This window comes from Rhodoferax sp. MLSD5-FHT05B10, from assembly GCF_058793415.1.
This window is the reverse complement of record NZ_JBXAFT010000008.1, coordinates 26,952-52,566: the sequence shown is the minus strand read 5'-3', so window position 1 is coordinate 52,566 and position 25,615 is coordinate 26,952. Positions and strand designations below refer to the sequence as shown.

The 25,615-nt window shown below is 60.2% G+C and carries 25 protein-coding genes and 1 pseudogene; 6 read left to right on the top strand and 20 right to left on the bottom strand.

What is annotated here, in order from left to right; genetic code table 11:
- Positions 1-11: 11 nt before the first annotated feature.
- The 10 genes and pseudogenes from AC1Q5W_RS13580 to AC1Q5W_RS13535 all read right to left on the bottom strand — a co-directional run bounded on the left by AC1Q5W_RS13580 (position 12) and on the right by AC1Q5W_RS13535 (position 9,974).
- Positions 12-476 (bottom strand): nuclear transport factor 2 family protein, encoded by a 465-nt coding sequence (locus tag AC1Q5W_RS13580; RefSeq protein ID WP_492645140.1) that lies wholly within the window; start codon positions 474-476, stop codon positions 12-14.
- Between the two features lie 16 nt (positions 477-492).
- On the bottom strand, positions 493-1,272 hold the full coding sequence (locus tag AC1Q5W_RS13575) for an SDR family NAD(P)-dependent oxidoreductase (protein WP_492645139.1): 780 nt from the start codon (positions 1,270-1,272) through the stop codon (positions 493-495).
- Positions 1,273-1,324: 52 nt separating this feature from the next.
- The gene (locus tag AC1Q5W_RS13570; protein WP_492645138.1) at positions 1,325-1,849 is read right to left on the bottom strand and encodes a DUF3833 domain-containing protein; all 525 of its coding nucleotides are present in this window, start codon (positions 1,847-1,849) and stop codon (positions 1,325-1,327) included.
- 28 nt (positions 1,850-1,877) lie between these two features.
- Entirely contained in the window at positions 1,878-3,158 is a 1,281-nt protein-coding gene (locus tag AC1Q5W_RS13565; RefSeq protein ID WP_492645137.1) for an MFS transporter, read from the bottom strand.
- Positions 3,158-3,682: a chalcone isomerase family protein gene (locus tag AC1Q5W_RS13560; protein ID WP_492645136.1), complete on the bottom strand. Its 525-nt coding sequence runs from the start codon at positions 3,680-3,682 to the stop codon at positions 3,158-3,160. The genes AC1Q5W_RS13565 and AC1Q5W_RS13560 overlap by 1 nt, the downstream gene beginning before the upstream one ends.
- Positions 3,683-3,731: 49 nt before the next feature.
- Positions 3,732-4,985, bottom strand: a complete 1,254-nt coding sequence (locus tag AC1Q5W_RS13555) for a class I SAM-dependent methyltransferase (RefSeq protein WP_492645135.1) — start codon at positions 4,983-4,985, stop codon at positions 3,732-3,734.
- A 12-nt stretch (positions 4,986-4,997) separates the two neighbouring features.
- Entirely contained in the window at positions 4,998-5,489 is a 492-nt protein-coding gene (locus AC1Q5W_RS13550) for a DUF1365 domain-containing protein (protein ID WP_492645134.1), read from the bottom strand.
- A 256-nt stretch (positions 5,490-5,745) separates the two neighbouring features.
- Positions 5,746-8,586, bottom strand: a pseudogene (locus AC1Q5W_RS13545) (ATP-dependent helicase); the annotation flags it as partial.
- 209 nt (positions 8,587-8,795) lie between these two features.
- The gene (locus AC1Q5W_RS13540; protein WP_492645133.1) at positions 8,796-9,317 is read right to left on the bottom strand and encodes a hypothetical protein; all 522 of its coding nucleotides are present in this window, start codon (positions 9,315-9,317) and stop codon (positions 8,796-8,798) included.
- A gap of 3 nt (positions 9,318-9,320) precedes the next feature.
- A complete protein-coding gene (locus AC1Q5W_RS13535; protein WP_492645132.1) occupies positions 9,321-9,974 on the bottom strand; it encodes a hypothetical protein in 654 nt (217 codons plus the stop codon).
- Positions 9,975-10,114: 140 nt separating this feature from the next.
- Here AC1Q5W_RS13535 and AC1Q5W_RS13530 point away from each other — a divergent pair, with 140 nt between their 5' ends.
- From AC1Q5W_RS13530 to AC1Q5W_RS13520, 3 genes are read left to right on the top strand one after another with little or no spacing between them, the layout of a single operon-like run.
- Entirely contained in the window at positions 10,115-11,197 is a 1,083-nt protein-coding gene (locus tag AC1Q5W_RS13530; protein WP_492645131.1) for a multiubiquitin domain-containing protein, read from the top strand.
- Entirely contained in the window at positions 11,194-12,585 is a 1,392-nt protein-coding gene (locus tag AC1Q5W_RS13525; RefSeq protein WP_492645130.1) for a ThiF family adenylyltransferase, read from the top strand. The genes AC1Q5W_RS13530 and AC1Q5W_RS13525 overlap by 4 nt, the downstream gene beginning before the upstream one ends.
- Positions 12,582-12,911, top strand: a complete 330-nt coding sequence (locus tag AC1Q5W_RS13520; RefSeq protein WP_492645129.1) for a ubiquitination-like system serine protease family protein — start codon at positions 12,582-12,584, stop codon at positions 12,909-12,911. Before AC1Q5W_RS13525 ends, AC1Q5W_RS13520 begins: the two co-directional genes overlap by 4 nt.
- A 332-nt stretch (positions 12,912-13,243) precedes the next feature.
- Here the strand turns inward: AC1Q5W_RS13520 and AC1Q5W_RS13515 are convergent, their stop codons facing one another.
- The 7 genes from AC1Q5W_RS13515 to glmS form a co-directional block, all read right to left on the bottom strand.
- Positions 13,244-13,807: an AAA family ATPase gene (locus tag AC1Q5W_RS13515; RefSeq protein ID WP_492645128.1), complete on the bottom strand. Its 564-nt coding sequence runs from the start codon at positions 13,805-13,807 to the stop codon at positions 13,244-13,246.
- A gap of 49 nt (positions 13,808-13,856) precedes the next feature.
- Positions 13,857-14,510, bottom strand: coding sequence for a DUF7002 family protein (locus AC1Q5W_RS13510; protein ID WP_492645127.1), 654 nt, complete (start codon positions 14,508-14,510; stop codon positions 13,857-13,859).
- A gap of 25 nt (positions 14,511-14,535) precedes the next feature.
- Positions 14,536-16,146 (bottom strand): adenylosuccinate synthetase, encoded by a 1,611-nt coding sequence (locus tag AC1Q5W_RS13505; RefSeq protein ID WP_492645126.1) that lies wholly within the window; start codon positions 16,144-16,146, stop codon positions 14,536-14,538.
- A 21-nt stretch (positions 16,147-16,167) separates the two neighbouring features.
- Entirely contained in the window at positions 16,168-17,484 is a 1,317-nt protein-coding gene (locus tag AC1Q5W_RS13500; RefSeq protein ID WP_492645125.1) for an ImmA/IrrE family metallo-endopeptidase, read from the bottom strand.
- A gap of 121 nt (positions 17,485-17,605) precedes the next feature.
- Positions 17,606-18,244 (bottom strand): NUDIX hydrolase, encoded by a 639-nt coding sequence (locus tag AC1Q5W_RS13495; RefSeq protein WP_492645124.1) that lies wholly within the window; start codon positions 18,242-18,244, stop codon positions 17,606-17,608.
- A 2-nt stretch (positions 18,245-18,246) separates the two neighbouring features.
- On the bottom strand, positions 18,247-18,732 hold the full coding sequence (locus tag AC1Q5W_RS13490; protein ID WP_492645123.1) for a hypothetical protein: 486 nt from the start codon (positions 18,730-18,732) through the stop codon (positions 18,247-18,249).
- Positions 18,733-18,980: 248 nt separating this feature from the next.
- Positions 18,981-20,897: a glutamine--fructose-6-phosphate transaminase (isomerizing) gene (gene glmS / locus AC1Q5W_RS13485; RefSeq protein WP_492645122.1), complete on the bottom strand. Its 1,917-nt coding sequence runs from the start codon at positions 20,895-20,897 to the stop codon at positions 18,981-18,983.
- A gap of 136 nt (positions 20,898-21,033) precedes the next feature.
- Here glmS and AC1Q5W_RS13480 point away from each other — a divergent pair, with 136 nt between their 5' ends.
- Positions 21,034-21,516: an Lrp/AsnC family transcriptional regulator gene (locus AC1Q5W_RS13480; protein ID WP_492645121.1), complete on the top strand. Its 483-nt coding sequence runs from the start codon at positions 21,034-21,036 to the stop codon at positions 21,514-21,516.
- Positions 21,517-21,581: 65 nt separating this feature from the next.
- Here AC1Q5W_RS13480 and AC1Q5W_RS13475 read toward each other — a convergent pair whose 3' ends face one another.
- Complete coding sequence (locus AC1Q5W_RS13475) at positions 21,582-22,328, bottom strand: sensor histidine kinase (protein WP_492645120.1); 747 nt, start codon at positions 22,326-22,328, stop codon at positions 21,582-21,584.
- Positions 22,329-22,343: 15 nt separating this feature from the next.
- Positions 22,344-23,801, bottom strand: coding sequence for a bifunctional UDP-N-acetylglucosamine diphosphorylase/glucosamine-1-phosphate N-acetyltransferase GlmU (glmU, locus tag AC1Q5W_RS13470; protein ID WP_492645119.1), 1,458 nt, complete (start codon positions 23,799-23,801; stop codon positions 22,344-22,346).
- On the opposite strand from glmU, the gene AC1Q5W_RS13465 reads away from it, so the two are divergent.
- Both AC1Q5W_RS13465 and AC1Q5W_RS13460 read left to right on the top strand, forming a co-directional pair.
- On the top strand, positions 23,800-24,696 hold the full coding sequence (locus AC1Q5W_RS13465; protein WP_492704211.1) for a DUF6279 family lipoprotein: 897 nt from the start codon (positions 23,800-23,802) through the stop codon (positions 24,694-24,696). The genes glmU and AC1Q5W_RS13465 overlap by 2 nt on opposite strands.
- 6 nt (positions 24,697-24,702) lie before the next feature.
- A complete protein-coding gene (locus tag AC1Q5W_RS13460) occupies positions 24,703-25,113 on the top strand; it encodes a TfoX/Sxy family protein (RefSeq protein WP_492645117.1) in 411 nt (136 codons plus the stop codon).
- Here AC1Q5W_RS13460 and AC1Q5W_RS13455 read toward each other — a convergent pair.
- Positions 25,104-25,571 (bottom strand): DUF2917 domain-containing protein, encoded by a 468-nt coding sequence (locus AC1Q5W_RS13455; protein ID WP_492645116.1) that lies wholly within the window; start codon positions 25,569-25,571, stop codon positions 25,104-25,106. The two genes, AC1Q5W_RS13460 and AC1Q5W_RS13455, sit on opposite strands and share 10 nt — an antisense overlap.
- Positions 25,572-25,615: the final 44 nt, after the last annotated feature.

Below are 25,615 nucleotides of genomic sequence, written 5' to 3'. Positions count from 1 at the left end.
GGGCGAACGCGTCAGCTATTGGCCCGCCGCTTGAGCCAGCGCATCAGCGCCCCGACCACGGGCAGCTTCTCGTACAGTTCTTCGGCGGCGTCCCAGTAGTCCCGGTGGTCCAGAATGCGGCCGTCGGGCGCCAGCTGCAGGTGCGAACCGCCCAGGATGCACTGCTCGGTCTGCGTGTCGAAGCGGCGAAAACGGAAACGGAATTCCCAGGCCAGAAAGCAGTGCGCCCCCTCCTGGATGCACCGCGTGACCACAAAGCGCGGCGCCTCCAGCGCCACGAACATGTGGGCAAAGATGCGCTGGATGTCGGGCAACCCGCGTACCGCGTTGAACGGGTCCTTGAAACGGGCACGCGGCGCGTAGATGGTGTCCAGGCCCGACACGGTGTCTGGGCTGATGCTCTCAAACGTCTGCACGATGCGCTCCACCGCGGCGCGGTAGTCGTTGTGGCCTTGCGGGGTCTCGGATGGGGTCATGGGGGTCAGGCGCTTTTCATGGATTGCTCAGGCGGCGCATGATGGCAAAGAACGCCGGATAAGGCAACAACTCCAGCAGTTTCATGGCCCAGGTGAAGCGCCGCGGAAAGTGGATTTCGAACGCGCCGCGTGCCCAGCCGCGCAGGATCTCTTGCGCAGCCACTTGCGGGGTGATCAGCGCCGGCATCCTGAACTGGTTTTGTTCTGTGAGCGGTGTTTCCACAAAGCCCGGGTTGATGATGGACACGCCCACACCATGGGCACGCAGGTCGGTGTACAGCGTCTCGGCCAGGTTGATGAGCGCGGCCTTGGTGGGACCGTAGGCCAGGCCATTGGGCAAACCCCGGTAACCCGCCACGCTGCCCACCAGACTGATGTGGCCGCGCCGCTGCGCGGGCTGCGCCAACAGGTGCGGCAGCACCGCATCGAGCAGGTGGAGGACGCCCACGTAGTTCACCTCCACGTGGCGCAGCAGATCGCCCAGGTCCAGCGCAACGGCCCGCTGTGCGGCGTAATGGCCGGCGCAGTACACCACACAGTCCATGCCGCCGCCCTGCGCCACCACCGCCGCCGCCGCGTGCACCGCGGCCCGGTCGGTCACATCCAGCGGGAGCGCCTGCGCACCGGGATGCGTGACCACAAAGGCATGGAGTGCCTGTGCCTTGCGTGCCGACACAATGACCGTGGCACCCTGCGCATGCAGGGCACTGGCCGTGGCGCGCCCGATGCCGCTGGACGCGCCCACCAGCCACACCCGCTTGCCGGCCCATTGCGCCATGCGGGGGTTCAGCGCCATGGATTTGCTACCTTTTTCATAGCTGTCTGCGCAATATTGGCGGTCCCTCGATTCATGTTTTCCTCTTGAAAAAGCTCAGGGTCACATCCCCCAGGTGCACGCCAAACTTGGACATGGCCGCGCGGTTGAGCATGACGCGCTCGTCCACCAGGTACATCCAGTCGTCGAACTGCACGTCGATCACACGGCCGTCCACCGGCAAGGACAAGGTGTAGGCCCACTGGAACGCATTGCCGCTTTGCTGGCCCTGCGCCTGGCCGACAACATCGTCCGCGCGGCCGACGAAGCGGCCGTCCGCGAGTGCCGTCAGCCGCCAGACGCGGCGCTGCTTCGTTCCGTCCGAGTAGCTGAAGGCTTCGTCCAGCACGCCTTCATTGCCGTTCCAACGGCAGTCCATCACCACGGTGAAGCGCTTGACCACGGCGCCGCTGCGGTCAGTGAAGACACCATAGGCATCGACCGTGCCGTTGAAGTAGTCGCGCAGGTCCAGCAGCGGACGCTGTGCGGCGTAATCGGTCACCTTGGGCGCGCTGCAGCCACCCAGCGCCACGAGCGTGCCCAGCGCCAATGCGCTCATGCATTTCACCCCTGCGGCCATCCATGTTCTACGTTGCATACGACTTCCCCCGTTGTGTTGGAATAAAAAACCGGTACAGCGCGCCCGCGGCCAGCAGCTTGAGCAGGCAGGGCAGCAGGCAATACACCAGCGTCAGTGCCTGCAGGCTGTGGGCATCCCGTGCGCCGGGGGTGTACCCCAGCCAGCCCAGCAGTGGCAGGGTCAGCCCGGCAGCCAGGGCCAGGTTGAGCTTGGAGGCAAAGTTCCACCAGCCAAAGTACACGCCGTGGGTGTGCGTGCTCCGCGCCGCAATGCCCGCCAGCAGCGCAGCCGGCAAGGCAAGGTCGCTGCCCAGCGCAAGGCCCGAGAGCGCACACACCGCGCCGTACAGCAGCCCGTCGCCCGCACCCACCGCCGCAGCCCCCGCAAAGGCCAGCACCGACAGCAGCATGCCCAGCAACCAGCTGCGCGCCAACCCCAGCCGCGCCACCGCCCGCAGCCACAGCGGCATGGACAGTGCGCCGCAGATGAAATACAGCCCCAGAAAGACGCCTTGCGCCGACGGCGGGCTTTGCAGCCGGTCCTGGATGAAAAACAGCACCAGCGTGGCGGGCACCGCCGTCGCAATGCCATTGAGGGCAAACACCAGCAGCAGGCGCACAAACGCGTGATCCCTCCAGGGCGCCAGCAGCGGCCCGGCACCCCGTTGCGGCGGCACGGCTGCCTCCGCAACGGTCAGGGGACGGGGCGCGCCAGCCAGAGCCCACAGACCCACCAGCAGGCTTGCCGCCATGATCCACGCCGTGGGCGTGACACCCCACAGAGCCGGCACAACGGACGCCAGCACCACCCCCACCAGCCCCAGCCCTTCGCGCCAGGCCACGATGCGGCTGCGCTGCACCGCGTCGCCCCCCAGCCGTGCGCCCCAGCTCTGGTGGGCCACGGTGAGCAGGCTGTAGGCCAGATAGGTCAGCGCCAGCGCGGCGCCGGCCCACAGCAGCGCATGGTCCGCCCCGACCTGCGGGTGAAACAGTGCCGCAAAGGCCAGTGCCAGCACCACACCGCTGGCGGCCAGCATGCGCAGCAGCCGCTTGCGCGGCCCCGCTGCCAGCCGGTCCACCCAATGGCCCACGGCGGGGTCCAACACCGCATCGAGCAGCCGCATGCCCAGCAGCAAGGTGCCCAATGCGCCCAGCGAGACGCCCCACCGGGTGGCGTAGAAATGGGGCATGAGCACATACAGCGGCAGCGCGCAAAACGCCAGCGGCAGACCCAACGCCCCGTAGCGCACACCGGCGCCAGTACCCCAGGGTGCCGCCTGCGTGGCCATCACGAACACGCCGCCAAGGCACAGCGCATGGCGGGCTCCGAAGTCTGGGGGCTGAGCCAGATGCCGAAGAACAGCCTGGCAAAGAGCGCGTCGCGCACCTCGCCAACCGCCTTGCCGTTGACGGCAAAACGCGCGCCGACCCCGGGCTGGTAGATACCGGTAATGCGGTCACCCGCCTTGACGTCGGGGAACAGGGCCTGCATGCGCGCCTCCCACTCGCTGGCGCGCCGGGCATCAAAACCGCTTTGGCGCTGCATCTCGTACACCGAACGCTGCGCAATCAGGTTGCCCGTGAGCGAACGGCGGTAGTGCAGCTCCAGGGCAAACGGGTGCGCCTCGAACCGGTCCAGCGCAAAGTTCGGGGGCGCCCACAGACTGGCCTCGTAGATTGCCATGCCGAAGAACGTCAAGGTGCTGCGTCCCCGCAATGCCAGCGCGGGCTGCACCTGCGCCAGTTCCGCCGGCGCGGTGCTGGCAGCCGCGGCCAGCGATTGGGCCTGCGCCGGGTTTTTAATACCAAACAAGCCTGCAACACCCATAAACACTGCGCAAACAGCTACGCTATTCATAGCATCACTTTTGCAGCGTGAACTGCACCAGCTCAATGTCGCCGGTGGTGAAGGCAGCTTCGCAGTAGGCCAGGTAGAAGTCCCAGATGCGCAGGAAGCGGGCATCAAAGCCCAGCGCCAGCACCTCGTCGCGCCGCGCATGGAAGGCCTTGCGCCACAGGTGCAGGGTGTGACCGTAGTCGCCGCCAAAGGCCAGTTCATCCACCACGCGCAAGCCGGCGGCCTGCGCCTGCTTGCGGAACTCGGCCGGTGACGGCAGGCAGCCGCCGGGAAAGATGTACTGCTGAATGAAATCGGTGGAACCCACATAGCGCGCAAACAGGTCGTCACGGATGACGATGCTTTGAATGCAGGCTTTGCCGCCGTCTTTCAGCAGGCGCGCCACGGTGCTGAAGTACTGCGGCCAGTAGGCCTGTCCCACCGCTTCCACCATTTCGACCGAGCAGATGGCGTCAAACGGCGCGTCGGCAATGTCGCGGTAGTCCTGCAGGCGCAGGTCCGCCTGCTGGCCCTGCCCTGTGGCCACGCCCTGGCGCTGCAGCCGGTCAACGGCCCACTGCAGCTGCTCGGTAGACAGCGTCACGCCCACCACGCTGGCGCCGTAGTGCAGCGTGGCCTGCTCGGCCAGTGCGCCCCAGCCACAGCCGATTTCCAGCACGCGGTCGCCGGGCTGCACACCCACCTGGTCCAGCACACGGCAAACCTTGGCGGTCTGCGCCAGCGGCAACGGCAGCGTGCGGTCGCCGTTGAACCACGCACTGGAGTAGTTCATGGTCTCGTCCAGCCACAGGCGATAAAACGGGTTGCCCAGGTCGTAGTGGGCGTGGATATTCTTGCGGCTGCCGGCGCGGGTGTTGCGCTGGGTCAGGTGCCTGATGCGGTACACCAGGCGCCCCAGCCAGGTGCCATACACCACGGACTCCAGCGCAGCGCGGTTGGCACTGAGCAGCGTGAGCAGGCCGGTCAGGTCCGGGGTGGACCAGTCGCCATCGATATAGCTCTCGGCAAAACCGATGTCACCGCTCTTGAGCGCGGCTGTGAACACCCGCCAGTTGTGCAGGTGCAACTGGGCGTGCAGCGCGGTGGAGCCGGCATGGTCTTCATGCGCCTGGCCAAAGCGGTGCTGGCTGCCGTCTGGCAACTGAATGGTCAGCACACCCACGCGCAGCTGCTGCAGCAGGCGCAGCACACGGCGTGCGGTGAAGGGCGTGTTGGCTGGCAAGGCCAGGCGGGCAAAGGCAGGGAGTGCAGTGGGCATGGTGGATTCCATTCAGTGCGTGGAAATGGGAGGCTGTGCAGGGTTGCTGCGGGTGGCCGCCTCTGCAGGCGGCGCAGGCTTGCTGAAAAACGGCACGCGCTTGCGCCACAGCGTGAAGGCTTCGCGGTGGATGTGCCAGAACACGCCCAGCGTCATCAGCGGGTAGCGCCACAGGGCGCGCCGGCGCGCCGGCGCATCCAGCGCCTGCAGCGTGCCGGTCAGGCGGGTGTGGATGAGCAGGCCCTGCTCGTCGTGGTGGTCAATGCGCGCGCTCACCACAGTGCGGCCGTCTTTTACCTCGCGGGTAAAGCAGAAGGCGTAGCTGCCCTTGACTTCGCAGAACGGGCTGACGTGGAACACTTTGTCGGCAGTCACGGTCTGCCCCCAGGCCGGGGCGTCCAGCACGTAGCAATGGCGCTCGCCAAAGGTGTTGTTCACTTCGGCCACCACCGCGCGCAAGGCACCGCCTGCCCGCGCCGCGCGGTAGCAGTACCAGAAGCTCACCGGCTTGAAGGTGTAGCCCCACACCCGCGGGTAATTTCTCGCTCCTAGTGCTTATTTCTTGGGGCTTTAGCACCACGGTCCGTGACTTTTGGTCGGCCAAATAGACAATTTCAACCTGCGCCCCCGGGAACGTGTCTCGCGCCGCCATCAGAAAAGCCGCTGCACTCACCGATTTTTCATCGTCCTTCCGACCGTGCCCCGTCATTACACGTCTGAGCGTTCTTGTTCCATCTGGAGCAATCAGGACATCATCCGGTGTCACGTAGATTTCCTCCGCACCGAATTTGAGCCGAAGCGCTGTCGGCTTCTCGGGAGAATGGGCCTTTCGAAGGCCAACGAAGAAACGAATCATCGCTAACGAAAATTCCCGGTAAGCCTCAAGATATCCATGGTCGCCCAATCCCACGCCTTCCAGCGCTAGATTCACGGCAGATACAAGAGCTGCGTCTGATTTCTCGAGTTCATCGTTTACGATTTTTTTTGACACTGCGCGCACCGCGTCATGCATCTGCATAAACGGAGTGACCTTGCGTCGGCCTCCGGTTTGAAGCAGATGCGTGTAAAAGAAACGACGGGGACAACTTTCATAGAGCTCAAGTTGATAGGCATCAAATCGCATACCACCGGATATCGAAATCAGGATGGCCGCAGACGATGGTGTAGGTGGCAAATCACGTTTTGGAGTAACAGAGCGTCGCCGCAGGCTTGGCCCCATTCTTTGAAGAAAATCTTCGGAGAGCTTTCGATTTTTCCCACCCTTATTCAAGGAGGCTGCATAAAGGAATAGATGATTGCGAGCCCGCGACTGCGCAACGTAAAAAAGGCATTCCTGCTCTTCTACGCGAGCTGCCTTCAAAAGGGACTCAGTCGACCCGGTTGCGCCTTGAATCATCCCTTCCGGCGGTGGACATACCGGTGCCCCTTTCCAGTACCCGGGCAATGTGTCATCGTTAAGCCCAGGTAAATGAACGGCATCAAATTCAAGACCCTTCGACCCGTGGATTGTCATGAGCCGCACCGCGTCGATACTCTGCGCAGCGGATGGCAACTGACGCAAATCTCTGTCCTCGCCAAGACGTAGAAGCCTTCGAACACGGTCTAGCAACCGATGTATTGGCAGGCCAGGCCCAGCAGGTTGGGACCGAAGAAAGTTCATGAATTGCCAGATGGCGATGCCCTCCGCCCGACTGCGTACGCTTGCGGCGCTACAAATATCGGCCGCCATCCGCGTTCTGTCCAAAAGTAGCGTCGCTAAAACTTGCCATGGTTGAGAGTCAGGACCAAACCCATGAAATACCGCTCGTAACCGAGCAAGGGCTTGGGCACCTTCCTCGCTCAAACCAGCGATTACCACCGACGCGTCTAGCACCCCGTCTATTGGCGCTTCTATACCGCGCAAATGAGTCAGCACTGCGGCCACATCGGAAAGTGGCATCTGAAAATTTCCAAAGCAGGCCGTTCGAACCAATCCCATAGCGCGCGGGTCTGCGCGAATAGACAAAAGCGAAAGAAGGTTTCTGACTTCTGGTCGCTCGAACAGATTTCCCAAAAAGAGAACTGGGATTCCAAGTCGCTCGAGGTCTTGTCCTAGGTCGGATAACTTCTCGTTGCCTGTGCAAAGAACGACTTGGTCACGATAGCGGACTCCGCTTACCTTCAGTACTTCAATGTTTTCTGCCAAAACGACGGTTTGCTCCTCCGCCCCTGGAGCAACGAGCAACTCAGGGTGAGAACCAGGTTCTTTGCGGCTCGTCTCCAGGGCCGCATCTGCGCCCCCAACTCTCATGCCGTGGGCGAAATTGGAATATGCCTCCACGATGGGCGAGAGCGTGCGATAGTTGATTTTTAGCCTGCTCACCTGTCCACCGACAAAGTCCTCTTTGCCAAAGCGCGACACGTTAAACGATGAGGCACCGCGGAAGCGATAAATAGATTGTTTGGCGTCTCCCACAACCCACAGATTCTTTCCCGTGCTGCGTAACGCAGAGATTAACCTCACGCTGCTTCGGTTGACGTCCTGGTATTCATCAACAAGGACGTGGTCGTATGTTTCCTCAAGCTGCTTCCGAATAGCCTCGTTTGATTCCAGCAACATCACGGGCAACCACACCAAGTCACCGAAATCCACGCAGTTTCGTTCGCGCTTTAGCGCCTCGTAAGCAAAGTAGACCTTAGACACTTCCAAGACCTTTTCAGCGGCTTCGGTCTCTTCGGCGGAAGTCGCCTTTCGGAGCATTTCTTGGCCTAACCGTTCGTACGTCTCAGGACCAACAATTTCATCCTTGGCGCGTGAAATTCCAGACAATAAATCATAGATGACTTGCGTAGGGTCGTAGAGATTTTGATAGTGCACGAGTCTGAGTTTTGGAAACTCCGCTTCGAGGAGTTCCACAGCTTCGGTTCGGTCAATCAGCCGCGGGTCCATGGGGAACCCAATCTCGGTGTGAAACCGCCGAATCAGGTCGAGACCAAAGGCGTGGAAAGTGCCAATCCACAACGCCGCGCCAGCTTCGGGACGCTTTCGGGCGATACGCTCGGCCATCTCCCCAGCGGCCTTATTGGAAAATGTCAGCAGTAGGATGCGGCGAGGGTCAACTCCTTCATCTAACAGTCCCTGCACACGAGAAACCAAGGTTTGGGTTTTTCCAGTACCAGGGCCAGCGCCTAATAAATATGGCGCACCTCGATGTGCAGCTGCAGCCTGCTGCTCTTTGTTCAGCGGGCGTTCGGGTTGCTCTCGGACGGGCAGGAGTTCGACGTCAGGTAACAACAGCGCATCAAGTAGCTGCTGAGCAACTACAGCGTACGGGGCGTCAAATTTTTCAGCGATTGCTACCGCAGATAGACCATCCGAAAGATGAAGACTGCGAACCATAGGGCGAGGAAGCAGCAACTCTCTCGCGAACAGGTCCATCTGAATCTCACGGCGCTGCCGGCGGCCATAGTCGACTACCCGCTCTTCTCCAACGGGAGTGGGCTCGGCTGGGCGGGCGAAATCGACGTCTTTCGCTGGCGTCGCATCGTCTGCGTCTCCAAGCTTGGCGTGGCCTAGTTCATGTGCAATCAGCAGAGCGCGCTCGAATAGCGAACCCTTCATTTCGTGAAGAATGAGTTCTTCACTCGGTAAAATTTTGGCTCGCCCGCCATCCAGCATGTTCGAGCCAGGCAACATATCCTCAACCGTGTAGCCTTGATATCGCGCCTCCTGAACGACAAAGTCGTAGGGCTTGAAAGGATTCAAGCCGCGGGCGACTGCATCTGCATGCAGACGCGCCGCGGTCTGCCGCGCGATTTCTATGGCGTCCATTAGTCGTCGTAGCGCATGAGCTCCCGCACCTCGTCGTCGCTCATGGCGGCATCCCGAAGCAGTTGCTCAAAGGTCACGCGTGGTGGCTCGGCAACAGGCTTGCTGTCAGATTTGTGTTGACTGGCAATGCGAGCTGGTGGCGTAAGCTGAAACGCGTCACCCATGGCTTGCATTGTTTGTCCAAGCTCTTCCGCAAGCTGACGTAGAAACCGTCTCGGTATCGACGAAACTACAGCCCTGTGCTCGCGTAAAGCACTAAGCACATTGCGGCGAATCTTTAAATTTTGGCAAATGACCACCTGCTGCCCGGGTGTCAAGCTTGCCAGCGCCTCGGCAGCTTGACTTGCGTTCCCGATGTTGTCGATAGCCCTATCGAATACCTCAGTCATCTTTCTTGTCATCTCTGCCTTGTTAGCAGCGGTTTCTGACAGGAATTCTTCGAACTGGTCGTCTGGAGCATTCATGATGAAATCGAGCTGCGCATCCAGCAGATTTTCATCAGCATTTTTATTGGTTGTCATCGGTTACTCCTTTGCACTCTGGTTGAAGTTGTCTGCTGCACGCATAAGCTTCTTCCAGGCATTTCGATACGTCTTTTCATCAATGCCAAGTGCCGTATAGATGTCGATGTGGCTAACAAAACCATTCCCAATCGCATCGAGAATCCGGCCATGGATGTCTTTCGGTCCAAACTGTGCTCGAAGTATGGCCAACACACCCATCTTCATTGCCTCTTCTTCATTCTTCAGCAGCACGACTTCAGGGGTCTCGGTGTCAATGCTCACGTCTTCCAAAACTGGGGCCTCCTGTTCCTCCCCTACCAAATGAAGTTCATGCTCCATCGTGATATCGGGCGCCGTCTTGGATGAGCTTTTTTCCTGGCTGGATGCCAAACTGCGCATCACACCAAACAAGAGTCCGCGAAAGTCCACTCGGTTCTTTATCCACTTTCGTCGTCCAGATAACACCGCTTCAATTGCATCCTGCAACAAATCGTCAGGCTCCTGCAATCGCTTCGACTGCCTAGTTCTTCCAAGGATAAATCTAGCGGCTACCAGGAGCCTCACATTCATATGGTCGTTGCGCGCCAACGCGGCCGCTTCGAAAACTTCAGCCTTTGTCGCGACCTCGTCTCCTGGCAAGACGGTCTCTTCTTCACCTTCGTCGTCAGTAAGCACCTTGCATCCTCCAATGCTCCAAGAGATTAGACATTTGCCGAATTTAGAGTCTTTACCCTAAATTTGACGTTTCATGGCAAGTGGCGACACAAATGGAGCATTGGGTAGGAAGGGGGCCTTTTCCCCTGCCAAGGAAACCTATGCAACCCAATGAACTCCAAGTCGTTCATATCGCGAACGAAACCATCGACTACCGCGAGGTAGCAGTCCCTCACTCTAGCCCGACAGGAATCCAGATTCTGGCAGCGTACGGCGCAACAGGCCAGCAAGACTTGCTTTTGCAAGTGTTGCCCTCCGGCGAACTGGAAAGTATCCGTCCCGCTGAAACCCCAAATCTGACGCTGAGCCGAAAATTCATTGTCGGCGATGGTGACCGAGCCTACTTCTTTACCGTAGACGCGGTGCGATTGGAGTGGCCCAGTCGCCACATCTCGGCAGCCGCAATTCGCAAGTTGGTCAACGTTCCGGTAGACCGCGACCTAATGTGGGAACCGGCCAACGGCGAGTCCGTCACGCTGGAGCCCACAGACATGATTGACCTAGCTAAAACTGGCATCGAACGCATAGTGACTGGCCCGCACAAATGGAAGTTGCGCGTCCAAGGCGTACATCTCACCTACACCACGCCGCATGTCTTGGTGGCCGATGCTATGAAAGATGCCGGATTCGACCCGACCAAGGCCTGGAACATCTTCTTGCTGGTTGCCGGGGAGGAGAAAAAGCTGGTCGAACCGAGCTTTGTCGTCGACTTGCGCACGCCCGGCATCGAAAAAATTCGCTTGATGCGCCGCAATGTCGACAACGGTGAAGCACAAAGTATGTCGATTCGTCGAAGCTTCCAACTGCTTCAGGCAGACGAACGTTACTTGGATGGTCTCGGTCTGGTTTGGAACACCATCGTCGACGGCGAGCGGCGCTGGTTGGTCATCGAAAACTACGAACTTCTGCCAGGCTACACGCCACTAACGACCACGTTGGCCTTGGACATTCCCAAGGAGTATCCAACCGCGCAGATAGATATGTTCTATTTTTCACCGGCCGTGGCAAGAGGAGACGGCCAACCCATTCCGAGCACACAGGTGACCGCCGTCATTGAAGGGGTGACTTTCCAAGGCTGGTCTCGCCATCGCAATCAGGTAAGCCCTTGGGACCCGTATACCGACAACGTGGTTACGCACATGGCCCTGGTTGAGCACAGTCTTGCTCGGGAGTTCGGAGAATGATGCCCAGCTACACACTGCGCCTCACCGGCGAACTCCACTCGCAGTTGAAGTCTCACCTCTTTCCCGGTGACGGGGCCGAAGCAGCTGCAGTTTTGGTCTGCACCCGCGCCCCAAGTAAGCGCCTCCAGCTGCTTGCCAAAAGAGCTATTCTGGTACCCCACGAGGAATGCAGTCGGCGCGACGATGTTTCGCTGACGTGGCCCTCGGAGTACATTGAAAAGGCGATAGACCTCGCCCAGAGCGAGAATTTATCCATCGTTCTGATTCATTCGCATCCCGGAGGCTATCCACAATTTTCCGACGTCGACAACAACAGCGACAAGGAAATCATTCCTTGTATCTTTGAAGCTTGCGGAGATATCCATGGCACTGCGGTGATGCTGCCAAATGGCGTTATTTTCGGCCGCGTCTACACACCAAAAATGGAAGTGCAACCGATAGACCTGATTTCGGTGGCCACGGCGGACCTAAATTATTGGTGGGGTCATGATATCCATCGCCCTTCCTGCCGCCCCGTGGCGTTTACCAGTGGGATGACCACGGAACTGTCTAGGTTGACGGCCTGCATTGTCGGCGTATCTGGCACTGGCTCCATCGTTGCAGAGCAGGTGTGCCGTTTAGGATTCGGTAGAGTCATTCTCATCGACCACGATAGGGTTGAGCTCAAAAACCTAAATCGAATTCTGAATGCCATCAAGTCGGATGCCGACCAGGAGCTATACAAGGCCTCTGTTTTTGCTGGTAGGGCAAACATGTATCGTGATACTGCATTTGCGGAGCCGGTTTGCGAGAACCTACTAACGCGTACAGCTGTGCTTGCCGCCGCCGATGCAGATGTCGTATTTTGTTGTGTTGACACACACCGTGGTCGTAGCGTGGCGGACCGCCTAGCGGCAGCCTTTTTGATACCACTGTTCGATGTCGGGGTTGTCATTCCAACACGTGATGTCGGGGCCGGCGAGCGGGCTATCGACGAAGTTACAGGTCGTGTTGACTATGTCTACCCCGGCGGCAGCAGTTTATTTGACCGAGGCGTGTTCACTGCCGCGACTCTCCAGGCTGAAGCGCTGGCAGAGGCCGACCCCGCCGCGCATCGTGACCAAGTGAACCGAGGCTACATCGAAGACTCTCCAGAGCAAGCGCCGTCAGTTATTGCTCTCAATATGCGTGCGGCCAGCGCAACGGTCATGGAATTCATAGCGCGGGCGTTCCCGTTCCGCCACGAAAGTAATTCACGCTACGCGCGCACCCGATTCATGTTGGCCGAATGCATCGAGGAATATATTGTTGAAAGCGATTTCAAGGCCCGCCCCTCACCCGACCTAGCCAGGGGGAATGCCGAGCCCCTGCTCAATCTGCCCGTACTTTCCAACGAGGGCAACAAATGATTTCGTTCACTTGGTTTCGAAGACTTTGCGAGCGCCTGCGCTCCCAACGAACCTTGATTGTGGTCCAAGGTGACTCCCTTCCTGAGCAACTGCCACGGCGGAATTTAGTACTGCTTCGAGACGATGGCGAAGACTGGAGCATAGGACTGCGCTGCCCATGCGGTTGCAATCAGAAAGTTGAGCTGCCTCTGATTCGTGCAGTCAAACCGTCTTGGCGACTCACCTTGGAGCAGGATGGCAGCCCAACGCTCGCACCGTCAGTGTGGTTGCGTGAGGGTTGTCGTTCGCACTTCTTCGTCAGGTGCGGAAGAGTGCAGTGGGTCTGATGCTGGAAGAGCGGTCTAGTCGATGCATCGCAGGCCGGCGCAGGATGCATGAGCGTATGAGGTGCACATTCATGACCTTGCGATGTGCCTGCTTTTCAAATTGTGAGCATGTTTAAAACTTGGGAAATTGCTGGTACTTGCTATGCACGCATGCTGCGGTGAGCCACGGGTCCGTTGACAATCGGCAATATGCACTTGGAACAGAAGAACTTGAACCGACGGTGCGGTGCTCAACCAGTAGAGAACTAGGCGACTTCAACGTCGGTCCTATCGCATTGAATGCTCTTGAGAAAATACCGTAGGCCTCACCAACCAAACGTTGCTGCAGCGGACTACGCCCCCAGTTTAAAAGAAATTTGTTGAACCACATGCTGAAGAAGTTTCTGTGCATCAAGTTCGTTGAGCACGATGTCCGCAACTGAAATCAGTGCTCGTGAAGCAACCTCATTTGGATGTCGAACCGCATCTTCGTAGGAAGTCAAGCATTCAAAACTCTCTGGAGTTAATCTTCTAACGTCGTACCTTGCCTTTAAGTGTTCTTCTGGCACAGACAAATGCACATGAAGGACTTTGTCACCGTACCGGTGTCGGAAATGTTCTACTTGGCGCTCTTTTCGCACCGAATCCATGAGCCAGAAATCATGCTGTTCATTCGACGCTATTAGTGGCCCGGCGACTCTTTCTACAATCCAATCGAAATTAGTCGCCTCATCTAAGTCATCACCAATCTTTTGAAGGGCTCTTCGACTAACTTCGATATTGCTCTCTGCCGCCAGCCGCTGCAGGTACGCCCCAGACCTGATAGCCTGGAAATGGTGTTTGTCGACCAACGCTTTCGCAAGTTCAGACTTGCCACAGGCAATCGGACCACTTAGCAAGAGCACCAACTTTGCCATGTGTACATCCTATGAATTGACGAGCCGGAGCTTCGATAACAGACCGCATTCACTGAAAGGGAATATCCGATAGCACGGCCGCACCTTTCATTCGCCGGACGGCGATAACGTGTTGCGCAATGTTGGGCACATGGTAGTCAATGACCAGCTCAACAACTTCTTTTTCTGGATTTCCGTTCGCTTTGGCTGGATAGTCCGGTATTCGCTTAAACGCACTTAAGTCGCGCGGATGCGGCACCGGAAAAGTATTTCCTGAGTTCATGTGGCAAAGCCATGTACTCCTGTGGTACTCCGCCAGCAATGATGCTGTATCCAAGGTCAGCACATCGTGTTCAAGGTTGCGGTAGGCGCGTGCGTTTAGCAGTCCCAACAGCCGCTTCTCCTCTGCCCAGAAGAACACTTTGGAGTTGATGGTCTCGTACCACTGTCTTGTCGTAACGCCGCCTAATAGCGCCTTCGAAAGTCGTCCGGCCTCCATTGGCTTCTGGTCTCGAAGGACGATTCCTTGCGCGCCTTCTCCGACGGCAATTTTCTCGGGACGATGCTCACTCTCAATTGCAAAGCGTGGAGGTCCAATCATTTTGAAGATGTCTAACACGCCGGATGCGCTGTACAAACCTCTTTCCCGTATGCTCGGCCAGGTTCCGCGCTCAGCCATGTGGAAAACACGAGGATACCGGGTCACCAGTTTTTCGAGTTCCAAAATAGTGTCTCCTTTTTGTTTTTTTTCACCACATCCGACGGTCAATGATGTTTCTCTCATTGAATGCCGTTGAAATCATAGAAACGGGTATGCCAGACATTTTTTCGATTTCTTCGATGAATCGCAAAGTTTCGGAATTGAGCTGTTCGTACCTGAAGGCATCTCTATTCTTGACATCGAAGTAGTCCGCAAAAGTCAGGACTATGTCGGTAGGTCCGTTCAACAGCATGGACCGTCGCAGTTGTGCCCAGTCAAACTCCGCGACGCGTCGCGGACGATTGGAAACAGAACCAACCTCGTTCTTAACAAGCTCAGTAGGCTCGATGCCAGAGCGCTTCGCAATTTCTTCAAACGAAGTTTCTTGACTCATGTAGCCAGAGGTTAGCCCGGTGATGGACATACCCACACGAATTGGGTAGGTCCGACAAACCATGATGACTCTGCGCACATGTCTCGCTGCAAGGCCGGCCTCAGCGAGGCAGGCCGTGGCCGTTGTCATTCTTGAAGTGACGTGAGGATAGTGTCCATGGTGCAAACTCAGAGAGGTTCCCTGAGTGCCTTCGAGCATCACTTTCTTCCCCGATGAAAGACAAGAGGCAAAAAACTCTATGGTGTCATGGATGTAATGCTTTAGTTCCGGAACATGTTGAGCGAGCCGAACTTCGGAATCAGGCTTGCGGTAAAGAATTTTTCTCGCAGTCGCAGAACCAATGCCCTGAGCCGTGGAACCGATTGCAGCCTTCAGATAGGCTTCTTCCCAAGTGATATCAGACTTATCGATAATCATCGCCTGGGGGTCGATGAGCAACTTGTCGTAGGAAAGAGCGAGGTCACCAATCTCTCGCAGCAACGTATCTAGGCTGATGACCGCCCCAGCCCCAACAACCAAAGTTGCGTCCCTGTTCCCCAGCGCGCCGGAAGGCAGCTGACGAAATGTATACGGGTCCTGTCCTGGCCGGTACACCTTGTGACCCGCATTCGGTCCACCCACTCGTACGAGTACGTCGTACTCTGGAGCAAGATAGTGGGCAATGTTCCCCTTGCCTTCGCTGCCATATTGACCACCAACCAGAATATCGACGTTCGGCATACCGGTCACAGGTCGAACTTCAATCCGCGCAAGCACCCGGGCGAAGACGTCGTCTTGCCGGCAGCGGTCCGTATCGATAACGACGTCGGCGATATCGGACAACGCCTGATTGTCCTTTTCACCCCAATGCTTGGATTCGACGTTGAAGGAAAATTCTCGCTCATTCAGAGGCCGTGCCGCATGGCGTTGCGCCAAACCGGCCTCACTTGCATGTAGATGGACGTGCGTGACGGCCCAACCGCTCTGCCTCAAAAACCTGACTTGGTCAATTGTTCTAACTGCATCGACGACAACAAGAGTGAGCGATTCATCGCTCATTTTTTTCCTATTCAGCGAAAGCGAAATCCAACGCCCCTCAGTCTCAGAGTCCAAGTCGTTTGCAGCTCTCCTAACGGCAGTGCGCGTTGCGCCTGCTGTCGGACGAGCTTCGCGAATAAGGTCTCTCGATTTGAAAAGTGTGGCGTGGGCTTTTTTCTGAAGGAGACTTGCGAGAGTCGACTTTCCTGAGCAGACCATTCCTGACAAAACAATAGCTCTCGGTTTCATCTGCTCCCTCATAGTCCAGCTTTATTTTCGGTCGGGCAGGTCATAGACAGTGGTATGCACCCCTGCATCAACAAGTTCTTGAACAATAAGTTCTCGGACCACGTCCCATGATGCGCCGCCGTGGCCGGTGCCGATTGGTGGCATGTGAACCGTCGCCTTGCTTTTTAGCGCCATCGCTTGAACCACCTTCAGACATTGGCTTAGGGCCGAATACTGTAGGCGTTGAGTAGACGAAGGCCCGATTCCACGCTGCGCAACCATGTGCAGGAAAGTGACTTCGTCACCAGCTGAGCCGACATAAACCTCGCCCAGTTGCGGCACCTTGCCAATCTCGGAAGTCTGGCTTTGAAATGTTGACCAAACTGCAGGGTAGCGTCTGCGGACTTGCGCAGCGACCCCTCCGCCGCCCCACGCCCTAGGGGTGTTGGGGATGACATGAGCGATTATTTTTGCACCAGACCCGCGTGGTAACAAGACATCCCCTTTGACTTCGTCTATCGCTGGTGCCGAGTAGTCACTGTGTCCTCTAGCCAAAAGCAGCCCGACCACTCTCGGAGCAAGCCCTCCAGGATATGGCGCGAGCCCTACACATTCCACCCTGATGGGAAGCCCATCCTTCCAAGTCTCATCGCCCTTCGCGACATAACCAATGGCATTTGCGTCTGCGACAACGCAGGACTCCGGCAGAATTTGACCTACGGAGACTTGGCACTCCCACCCAGAGGCCGGGATTACATAGTCAATGCGGTATCTACCGTCCAAATGCTTTGAGGCGCCGAAAGCGGCGCAGGAGCCGCGAGATAGTTTGACAATCCGAATGAGGCACGCCTCAACAGAAACGTCGAACTTCTTCCGCATTTCCATCACCGTATCGATGGAAAGCTGCATTTCAGCGAGGTGCGAAAAACTACCATGTGGCATCAGCAGTTCTGCTGCACCAATGTTGCAGAGAACTTCGAGCTGCCAATTGTCCGGCGTTCTCTTGTCGTCGACACCGCGGTTGCGGATTTCATCACCGCAATCGGGAAAGAGGAAATGGGCAACCTCGTGTGCTATCGAAAAACGAAGGCGCCCCCGGGGTCGCATGGGGTTGTACTCGAGGACCAAGCCACCGTCTTCGGTGGGCACTGTTCGTGCATCCGGAATGTCACCCCGCGCCTCAATGCGCATGCCCAAGGACTCAGCCAAAATGAGAGGGTCAAAAGGAGGCCCGGTCCATCCGTCATCCATGGCTTTTAATGCAAGCTCCCGCGCTTTTCGCTCCATCATCTCTACCGGAGCGCCGCCATCGGCAAAATCCACCACAGACTTGTTGGTCCACTTAAATTGTTTCGCCATTAGTCACGTGTTTCTAAAATTCGAGGCATTTAGTGTTGTAACGCATTGTGCTCGATTTAAGAGTCTGAGCAATAAGGGATGGCGCTAGTTCGCCCGGCGCAACAACTTGGAGCGCGCCAGACTATTCCACAACCAACCCCAGGCCAAGCAGCTTTCGATGCAAAGCCCGTACCCGGAAATTCGGTGAGTTGCGGAATTCCGCCATTGGAACCCAGCGTGCTTCCAACACTTCATTCAGTTGCGGCGTCAGCGCCTCGCCCTCTGACGCGATGCCCAGGAACCTGAAATCGTGGTGAAGGTGCGAGCCCTCGTTTTTTTCAGGGTTGGCTGCAATTTCGTGGGAATCAATATCGACAGGTATGAGCCGTCTCGCGGTCCAAGGATGCGGTGTTACAACGGCAAGGCCTGTTTCTTCGCGGACTTCCCGCTCCGCAGAACCCCAAAGCGAGCTAGGCGGTTCGTAGTGGCCACCTGGTGGAAGCCACAATCGGAAAAACTTGTGAAAAATGAACAGCACTTTAGTGCCAGCTGCATTGAGCACCGTTGCACTGGTCGTCACATGACCATTCATATTGGACCGGCTCAGTAAATTTTGTCCCCCGCGCAAGTGTGCGTGCAACTGTCCAAATCGCCCCGCTTCACCAGGAAAATAAATTAGATACTGCTCAAGTACGTCTGGAAGTTGGCGATTCACGTCGTCAGAACCCAAGCACCCATTACCAGCAAGCGCAGGCAATTTGTTTGAGGCTGATTTACTCATAGTCAAATCTTGACCTTCAGCCCCGCCCCGGACCGTACGAGCGTGGCAGCGGCAATGAAAAGGCCACTCGCTTCCGCTATTTTTTTCATCTCTGCCTCTGGCGTGGAAGGCGCCGCATCGAGGTATTGCTGGGGCAAAACGAGGCCGCAGAGGTCATTTTTCCGCTGAAGGTTGAAAACGGCGCGGCTTGGGGCATCAACCGCAGTATCAAGGTAGCCACTCAGGGAAGCAGCACCCTTTCTGGCCCAAAAGCCTGATGCCTTCCGCAATTGGCGGGGTACGAGCTGAGAGTACAACAACAGCTCGTGGCATTCCGCAGTCGGCTCCTTCCCAGCATCCAATTCCGCCCATATCGTTGCCAGACACATTCCTGTGCGCTCTAAAAGGCTGCCAATGTCCTGGTTCCGCGCCCGACGTAGGTTCGAGCCCGTCATAAGGAAGCCTGACAGCGACTTGGCAAAGTCGAGAATGATGTCTGCGAAGGTCAACTTACGCTCCGACTCTATCGAGGAGTTCAGGATACCGACTCTCACTGAGGGACGGAGGGGGCAGGCCCCCTCCAACAAAAACGGAGGTCAATTTCCTTTTGAAGGTTTGACCACGTCTACCGGCTCCTCGCAACCAAAAAAGGAACCCAGCGTCCCGGTAAACAACCCTTTTACCCAGTAAAAGACTCTATTTTTCGGTAAATAACTATGTTTTTAGCGCACATAAGCGTCATGCCAAAGACACCGGCCTACTCCACCGTCACGCTCTTGGCTAGGTTGCGCGGCTTGTCCACATCGGTCCCGCGCGCACACGCTGTGTGATACGCCAGCAACTGCAGGGGCACAACGTGCAGCAGGGGTGACAGGGCGCCGTAGTGCTCCGGCATGCGGATCACGTGCATGCCGTCACCGCTTTCGATGCGGGTGTCGGAGTCGGCCAGCACGTACAGCACGCCGCCGCGCGCGCGCACCTCATGCAGGTTGCTCTTGAGCTTTTCCAGCAGCGCGTCGTTGGGCGCCACGGCCACCACGGGCATCTCGCTGGTCACCAGCGCCAGCGGGCCGTGCTTGAGTTCGCCGGCGGCATAGGCTTCGGCGTGGATGTAGGTGATTTCCTTGAGCTTGAGCGCGCCTTCCAGCGCAATGGGGTAGTGCAGGCCGCGTCCCAGGAAGAGCGCGTTTTCCTTCTTGGCGAAGTCTTCGGCCCAGGCAATGAGCTGCGGCTCCAGCGCCAGCACGGCCTGCAGGGCGGCGGGCAGGTGGCGCATGGCCTTGATGTGTTCCTGCTCGTCCTGCGCGCTCAGCCGGCCCTTGGCCTGCGCCAGCGCCAGGGTCAGCAGGAACAGGCCGGCCAGCTGGGTGGTGAAGGCTTTGGTGGAGGCCACGCCAATCTCGACGCCGGCGCGGGTCACGTAGGCCAGGCTGCACTCGCGCACCATGACGCTGGTGGCCACGTTGCAGATGGTCAGCGTGTGCTTCATGCCCAGGCTTTGGGCGTGGCGCAGGGCGGCCAGGGTGTCGGCGGTTTCGCCCGACTGGGTGATGGTGACCACCAGGGTCTTGGGGTTGGGAACCGAGTCGCGGTAGCGGTACTCGCTGGCCACTTCTACCTGCGTGGGCACCTGGGCAATGCTCTCCAGCCAGTATTTGGCGGTGCAGCCGCTGTAGTAGCTGGTGCCGCAGGCCAGGATGAGGACGTTGTCGATCTCGCCAAACACCTGGTGCGCGTTGGCGCCGGGGGCGTGGTTCATCTGCAGGTCGAACAGCTCGGGCACGATGCCCTCCACGCCTTCCAGCGTGTCGGCAATGGCCCGCGGCTGCTCAAAGATTTCCTTCTGCATGTAGTGGCGGTAGGGGCCCAACTCGGCCGCACCGCTGTGCGCCACCACCGTCTTGACCGGGCGCTGCGCCGGCGCAACCGGCTTGCGCGCCTTGTCCAGCAGCCAGTACTTGCCCAGCTGCAGGTCCACCATGTCGCCTTCGTCCAGGTAGACGATCTGGTCGGTCACGCCGGCCAGGGCCATGGCGTCGCTGGCCAGAAAGTGCTCTTGCCCGTCTTTGCCCACGCCCAAAATCAAGGGCGAGCCCTGGCGCGCGCCAATCAGGCGGTGCGGTTCGTCCTTGCAGAACACGGCAATGGCGTACGCCCCGTGCAGCTGGCCGACGGCGGCCTGCACGGCTTCGAACAGGTCGCCGTTGTACAGGCTGTCGACCAGGTGGGCGATGACTTCGGTATCGGTCTGGCTGACAAAGCTGTAGCCCTTGGCCTTGAGCGCCACGCGCAGTTCGTCGTGGTTTTCGATGATGCCGTTGTGTACCAGCGCAATGCGGCCAGGCCGCTGGTGCGCATCTACCCCGCTACCGTGGCTGAAATGGGGGTGGGCATTGCTGACCGAGGGCGCGCCGTGGGTGGCCCAGCGGGTGTGGGCAATGCCCAGCATGCCTTCCAACCCGCCCGACTCGCCCCCGGGTGCCACCTGCGCGGCCAGCTCGGCCACCCGGGCCGTGCTGCGCGCGCGGCGCAGGCCGGAATGCGCGGCATCTGCCCCGTGGGCGTACACCGCCACACCGCAGGAGTCGTAACCCCGGTATTCCAGACGCTCCAGCCCCTGCACCAGCACAGGAACAATGTTGCGGGTCGATACCGCGCCGACGATGCCACACATAGACAGACTCCCAATCAAACGAATGGCTGCATCGTAGAGGGCCTGACAAAAAATAACTGATTGAAATTGCGCTCGATATGAACGAAAATTTCACAATCATTCATACAAGAAATTTAAATTCATTTAACACTGATAAATGGAACCAACAGCACTAGACGCCATTGACCAGCAGCTGCTGGCGCAGCTCCAGCGCGACGCCAGCCTGAGCAACCAGGAGCTGGCCGCGCGCGTGCACACCTCGCCGCCCACCTGCCTGCGCCGCGTCAAGCGCCTGCGCGAAGCCGGGCTGATCGAACGGCAGGTGGCCATCCTCAACCCCGAGCGCATGGCCGCCACGCTGGGCCATGGGCTGACGGCGATTGTGGAAATCACGCTGGACCGCCAGGATGCCGCTGCGCTGGACGCCCTGGAAGCCCGCGTGGCGCAGGACAGCGCCGTGCAGCAGTGCTACCGCGTGTCCCCCGGACCCGACTTTGTGCTGGTGGTGCACACCCCGGACATGCCGGCCTACCAGGCGCTGGCGCAGCGGCTGTTCACCAGCGACGCCAACGTGCGCAACGTGAAGGCCTTCTTCAGCATCAAGCGCAGCAAGTTTGGCGCCGAACTGCCATTGCGCTAGAAATTACGACAATTTTTAACCCGAAACCCCTATAGGTACTGCGTGAATAGCTATGGTTTCAATAGCTAGACCGCCGGCGCCACCGGCAAGCACAGGGTGACGCAGCACCCGCCGTCCAGCACGCCCTGCGCGCTGACCGTGCCCTCCAGGCGCTGCGCAATCTTGCGCGTCATGGCCAACCCCAGGCCGATACCCTCAAACTGCTTGGCGCTGTGCAGCCGGCCAAACACCTGAAACAGCTTGGCCTGCATGGCCGGGTTGTAGCCCACGCCGTTGTCGCGCACCTGCAGGGTCCGCATGCCGTTGCCCCCGCCGGGCGGGGCCGTGATCTCCACCACCGCCTGCTCGCGCGGGGCGGTGAACTTGACGGCGTTGCCCAGCACGTGCTCCAGCGCCTGGCGCAGCAGCGCGGCATCGGCCTGCACCGTGGGCAAATCGCCGGCAATGCGCCAGTCGATGTTGCGCCCGGGGTTGCGCTCGTTCAGTTGCGCCGCCACATCCTGCACCAGCGCCTGCAGCGGCACGGCCGTCACGGCCACCGGCACCGTGCCCAGGCGGGACAGGGCCACCAGGCCGTCGAGCAGCATGCCCATGTGGCGAGCCGAATCGGTAATGGTGGCCAGGAAGCCCGGCACCTCCGTGCCCAGCTGCGGTCCGGCGTCTTCCTGCACCAGCTGGGCGTAGGAGACGATGTGGCGCAGGGGCGCGCGCAGGTCGTGCGACACGGTGTAGGTGAACTCCTGCATCTCGGCGCGCAGCGCGGCCAGCTCGGCCTCCAGCGCGGCAATGCGGTCCTGCGGTGCGTCGGCCATGGTCCGTTCCTCCGCTCAGGCCTTGGGCGCCTTCTGGGGCCGCGCCCAGTTGGCAATGCTCACCTGCTTGCCGCGTGCCACGCTCAGCGCGCCGGCCGGCGTGTCCTTGGTGATGGTGGAGCCCCCGCCAATGGTGCCGCCGGCGCCAATGGTTACCGGTGCCACCAGCACGCAGTTGCTGCCCACGTGCACGTCGGCCTCGATCACGGTGCGGTGCTTGTTGGCGCCGTCGTAGTTGGCGGTGATGCTGCCGGCGCCGTAGTTCACGCGCTCGCCCACGGTGGCATCCCCCAGGTAGGCCAGGTGGTTGGCCTTGGCGCCCTTGGCCAGGGTGGAGTTCTTCACCTCCACAAAGTTGCCGATGTGCACCTCGGCCCCCAGCTGCGCACCCGGGCGCAGGCGGGCAAACGGGCCAATCAGCGCGCCGGCGCCTACGGTCACTCCCAACTTCTCGCCGTCGATATGGGTAAAGGGGTGGATCACCGCGCCGGCCTCGATGACGGCGTTGGCGATCACACAGTTGGCCCCGATCTGCACGCCCTCGCCCAGGGTCACACGGCCTTCAAACACGCAGTTCACGTCGATGGCCACGTCCTGCGCGCACTGCAACTCGCCGCGCACGTCCAGCCGCGCCGGGTCGGCCAGGCGCACGCCCTGCTCCATCAGTTGCAAGGCCACGCGCCGCTGGTAGGCCCGCTCCAGCTCGGCCAGCTGCACGGGGCTGTTGACGCCGGCCACCTGCACGGCGTCGTCAATCTTGTGCGCCACCACCGGCACGCCGTCGGCCACGGCCAGTTTCACCACGTCGGTCAGGTAGTACTCGCCCTGGGCATTGCGGTTGTCCAGGCGGGCCAGCCAGCCCTTGAGCAGGCTAGCCGGTGCAGCCATGATGCCGCTGTACACCTCGCGGATGGCGCGCTGCTCGGGCGTGGCGTCTTTCTGCTCGGCAATGGCGCGCACGGCGCCTTGCGGGCCGCCTTCGCGCACGATGCGGCCGTAGCCGGTGGGGTCGGCAAAGTCAATTGTCAGCAGGGCCAGCCGGTCGCCGCCGCTGGCTTGCACCAGAGCGCGCAGGGTGTCGATTTGGGTCAGCGGCACGTCGCCCGAGAGCACCACCACCACGCCGTCGTCGGCCAGCACCGGCACCGCCTGCTGCACCGCGTGGCCGGTTCCCAGCTGCGGTTCCTGGCGCACGAAATTCAGGATCAATGAGGCTGCAGCGCCCGTGTTACCTGCGCAGGCTGCTTCCACTTCCATAGCGCCGTGGCCGGTGATGACCACCGCCTTGCGCGCCTGCAGGGCACTGGCGGTGTCCAGCACGTGGCGCAGCAGGGGCCGGCCCGCCAGCGGATGCAGCACCTTGGGCAGGCGGCTCTTCATGCGCGTTCCCTTGCCCGCCGCCATAATGACCACGTCCACCGCGGCTCCTGTGCCTGCGGCCTGTGTTGTGTGTGTCGTCGATGTCACTTGCATGTCCCTCTTGATGCGTTCCGGTCTGCGTCGTCTGCTCCGATGGGGGTCCATTATCGGCGTGCTGCTGCTTGCCCTGTCGCTGGGCGGCTGCAGCGCAGTGCGCCTGGGCTACAACAACGCGCCCCACATGGCCTACTGGTGGCTGGACCGGTATTTCGATTTTGACAGCGCCCAGGGTGACCGCCTGCGTGCCGACCTCGATGCCACCCTCGACTGGCACCGGCAGCAGGAACTCCCCCTGCTGGCGCAGCAGTTCGACCGCCTGCAGGGCGACGCCGCCCGGCCGGTAACGGCCGCGCAGCTGTGCGCCGTGTACGCCAGCCTGCGCGAGCGGGCCGAGGCGCCCGTGTGGCATCTGGTCCCGGCCCTGGCGGCCATCGCCCCCAGCCTGCAGAAGACCCAGCTGGACCACCTGGCCCGGGAATACGACAAGCGCAACCGGGAATGGCGCGACGAGTGGATGGACGGCACCCCCGCCGAGCGCCTGGAGCAACGGGTGAAACAGCTGGTGGAGCGCGCCGAGTCGTTTTACGGCACCCTGGAGCCCGCCCAGCGCAACGCCATCACGGCCGTGATCCGCCAGTCCGGGTACGACCCCGCCGTCCAGTACCGCGAACGGCTGCTGCGCCAGCAGGACACGCTGCAGACGCTGCGCGGCCTGACCGGCACCCCGCCGGCGACTGCGCGCGCCCAGGCCGACATCCGGGCCCTGCTGGAGCGCACCTTGCATTCACCCGACCCGGCCTACCGCCCCTACCGCGACCAGCAGGACGCCGCCAACTGCGCCGCCCTGGCCACCCTGCACAACAGCGCCACCGAACGCCAGCGCGCCAAGCTGATCGAAACGCTGCGCGCCTATGCCGACGACGCCCGGGCGCTGGGCACCCCCCGCTGACACCCCATGGCCACCCCCCACTCCGACTTTGCCCACTACTGCTGCGAACTGCTGGCCAGCCTGGGCCCCTGCGTGGCCAAACGCATGTTCGGCGGCTGGGGCATCAGCACCGACGGTCTGTCCGTCGCCCTCATTGCCGACCTGGGAAGCGGGGAAAAACTGTGGCTCAAGGCCAGCGACGCCACCCGCCCCCAATGGGAGGCGGCCGGTTGCGAGCGCTTCACCTACGCGTCCACCAAGGACGGGGAACCGGTGCTGCGCAGCATGAACTACTACAGCGCCCCGGACGACGCCATGGACTCGGCCCACGCCATGGCGCCCTGGGCGCGCCTGGCCCTGCAAGCGGCCTTGCAGGCCCACGCCGCCAAGCCCCGGCGCAAGCCCACCCCCAAAACCCGACGCCCGGCTCAGGGCTGACGGAATTGCAGGCCGACCACGCCGCCCAGCAGGTGTCCGCACGCAAGGGCCACCTGCTGCAGCCCCCGGCGCAGGTCCCGCAGGGGTTGCGCCACCGCCAGCTGCCAGCGTGAGCCGCTGTGCACGCTCAGCGGCAGGCGCGCCGGCTGGGTCTGCCACACGAAACCGGCCGGCCCTTGCGCCACAGGGTCCCAGGACTCGATCACCACCCGCTGCCCCGGGCGCAGCGCCAGCCGCTGGCCGGGTTGCAGCACGAGGTCGCCAGATGCGTTGGCCGCTCCCGTGTGGGGACCGTCCAGCGTGGCCCAGATGCGCCCCTGTGTCACCCGCAGCTCCGCCGCGTCGCGCGGCTGCAGGGTCAGGGCACGCCCCGCGTCCAGGCGCCAGTTGACCGCTCCGTCCGCGCCGACCGGGACAGCCGAAAAGTGTTGCGATTGCAGTGCGGACGGGACAGCCATGGTGTTCTCCTGGTGAAGACAAGCGATTGATAAAAACATCAATC

What these genes read in the sequence shown, in the direction of transcription:
- AC1Q5W_RS13460 (WP_492645117.1), top strand. Translation starts at nt 24,703, where the DNA reads ATGGCCACCCCCCACTCCGACTTTGCCCACTACTGCTGCGAACTGCTG.
- AC1Q5W_RS13555 (WP_492645135.1), bottom strand. Translation starts at nt 4,985, where the DNA reads ATGCCCACTGCACTCCCTGCCTTTGCCCGCCTGGCCTTGCCAGCCAAC.
- AC1Q5W_RS13500 (WP_492645125.1), bottom strand. Translation starts at nt 17,484, where the DNA reads ATGGCGAAACAATTTAAGTGGACCAACAAGTCTGTGGTGGATTTTGCC.
- AC1Q5W_RS13530 (WP_492645131.1), top strand. Translation starts at nt 10,115, where the DNA reads ATGCAACCCAATGAACTCCAAGTCGTTCATATCGCGAACGAAACCATC.
- AC1Q5W_RS13465 (WP_492704211.1), top strand. Translation starts at nt 23,800, where the DNA reads ATGTCCCTCTTGATGCGTTCCGGTCTGCGTCGTCTGCTCCGATGGGGG.
- AC1Q5W_RS13495 (WP_492645124.1), bottom strand. Translation starts at nt 18,244, where the DNA reads ATGAGTAAATCAGCCTCAAACAAATTGCCTGCGCTTGCTGGTAATGGG.
- AC1Q5W_RS13475 (WP_492645120.1), bottom strand. Translation starts at nt 22,328, where the DNA reads ATGGCCGACGCACCGCAGGACCGCATTGCCGCGCTGGAGGCCGAGCTG.
- AC1Q5W_RS13540 (WP_492645133.1), bottom strand. Translation starts at nt 9,317, where the DNA reads ATGACAACCAATAAAAATGCTGATGAAAATCTGCTGGATGCGCAGCTC.
- AC1Q5W_RS13455 (WP_492645116.1), bottom strand. Translation starts at nt 25,571, where the DNA reads ATGGCTGTCCCGTCCGCACTGCAATCGCAACACTTTTCGGCTGTCCCG.
- AC1Q5W_RS13520 (WP_492645129.1), top strand. Translation starts at nt 12,582, where the DNA reads ATGATTTCGTTCACTTGGTTTCGAAGACTTTGCGAGCGCCTGCGCTCC.
- AC1Q5W_RS13525 (WP_492645130.1), top strand. Translation starts at nt 11,194, where the DNA reads ATGATGCCCAGCTACACACTGCGCCTCACCGGCGAACTCCACTCGCAG.
- glmS (WP_492645122.1), bottom strand. Translation starts at nt 20,897, where the DNA reads ATGTGTGGCATCGTCGGCGCGGTATCGACCCGCAACATTGTTCCTGTG.
- AC1Q5W_RS13515 (WP_492645128.1), bottom strand. Translation starts at nt 13,807, where the DNA reads ATGGCAAAGTTGGTGCTCTTGCTAAGTGGTCCGATTGCCTGTGGCAAG.
- AC1Q5W_RS13580 (WP_492645140.1), bottom strand. Translation starts at nt 476, where the DNA reads ATGACCCCATCCGAGACCCCGCAAGGCCACAACGACTACCGCGCCGCG.
- AC1Q5W_RS13575 (WP_492645139.1), bottom strand. Translation starts at nt 1,272, where the DNA reads ATGGCGCTGAACCCCCGCATGGCGCAATGGGCCGGCAAGCGGGTGTGG.
- AC1Q5W_RS13505 (WP_492645126.1), bottom strand. Translation starts at nt 16,146, where the DNA reads ATGAAACCGAGAGCTATTGTTTTGTCAGGAATGGTCTGCTCAGGAAAG.
- AC1Q5W_RS13565 (WP_492645137.1), bottom strand. Translation starts at nt 3,158, where the DNA reads ATGGCCACGCAGGCGGCACCCTGGGGTACTGGCGCCGGTGTGCGCTAC.
- AC1Q5W_RS13570 (WP_492645138.1), bottom strand. Translation starts at nt 1,849, where the DNA reads ATGAGCGCATTGGCGCTGGGCACGCTCGTGGCGCTGGGTGGCTGCAGC.
- AC1Q5W_RS13480 (WP_492645121.1), top strand. Translation starts at nt 21,034, where the DNA reads ATGGAACCAACAGCACTAGACGCCATTGACCAGCAGCTGCTGGCGCAG.
- glmU (WP_492645119.1), bottom strand. Translation starts at nt 23,801, where the DNA reads ATGCAAGTGACATCGACGACACACACAACACAGGCCGCAGGCACAGGA.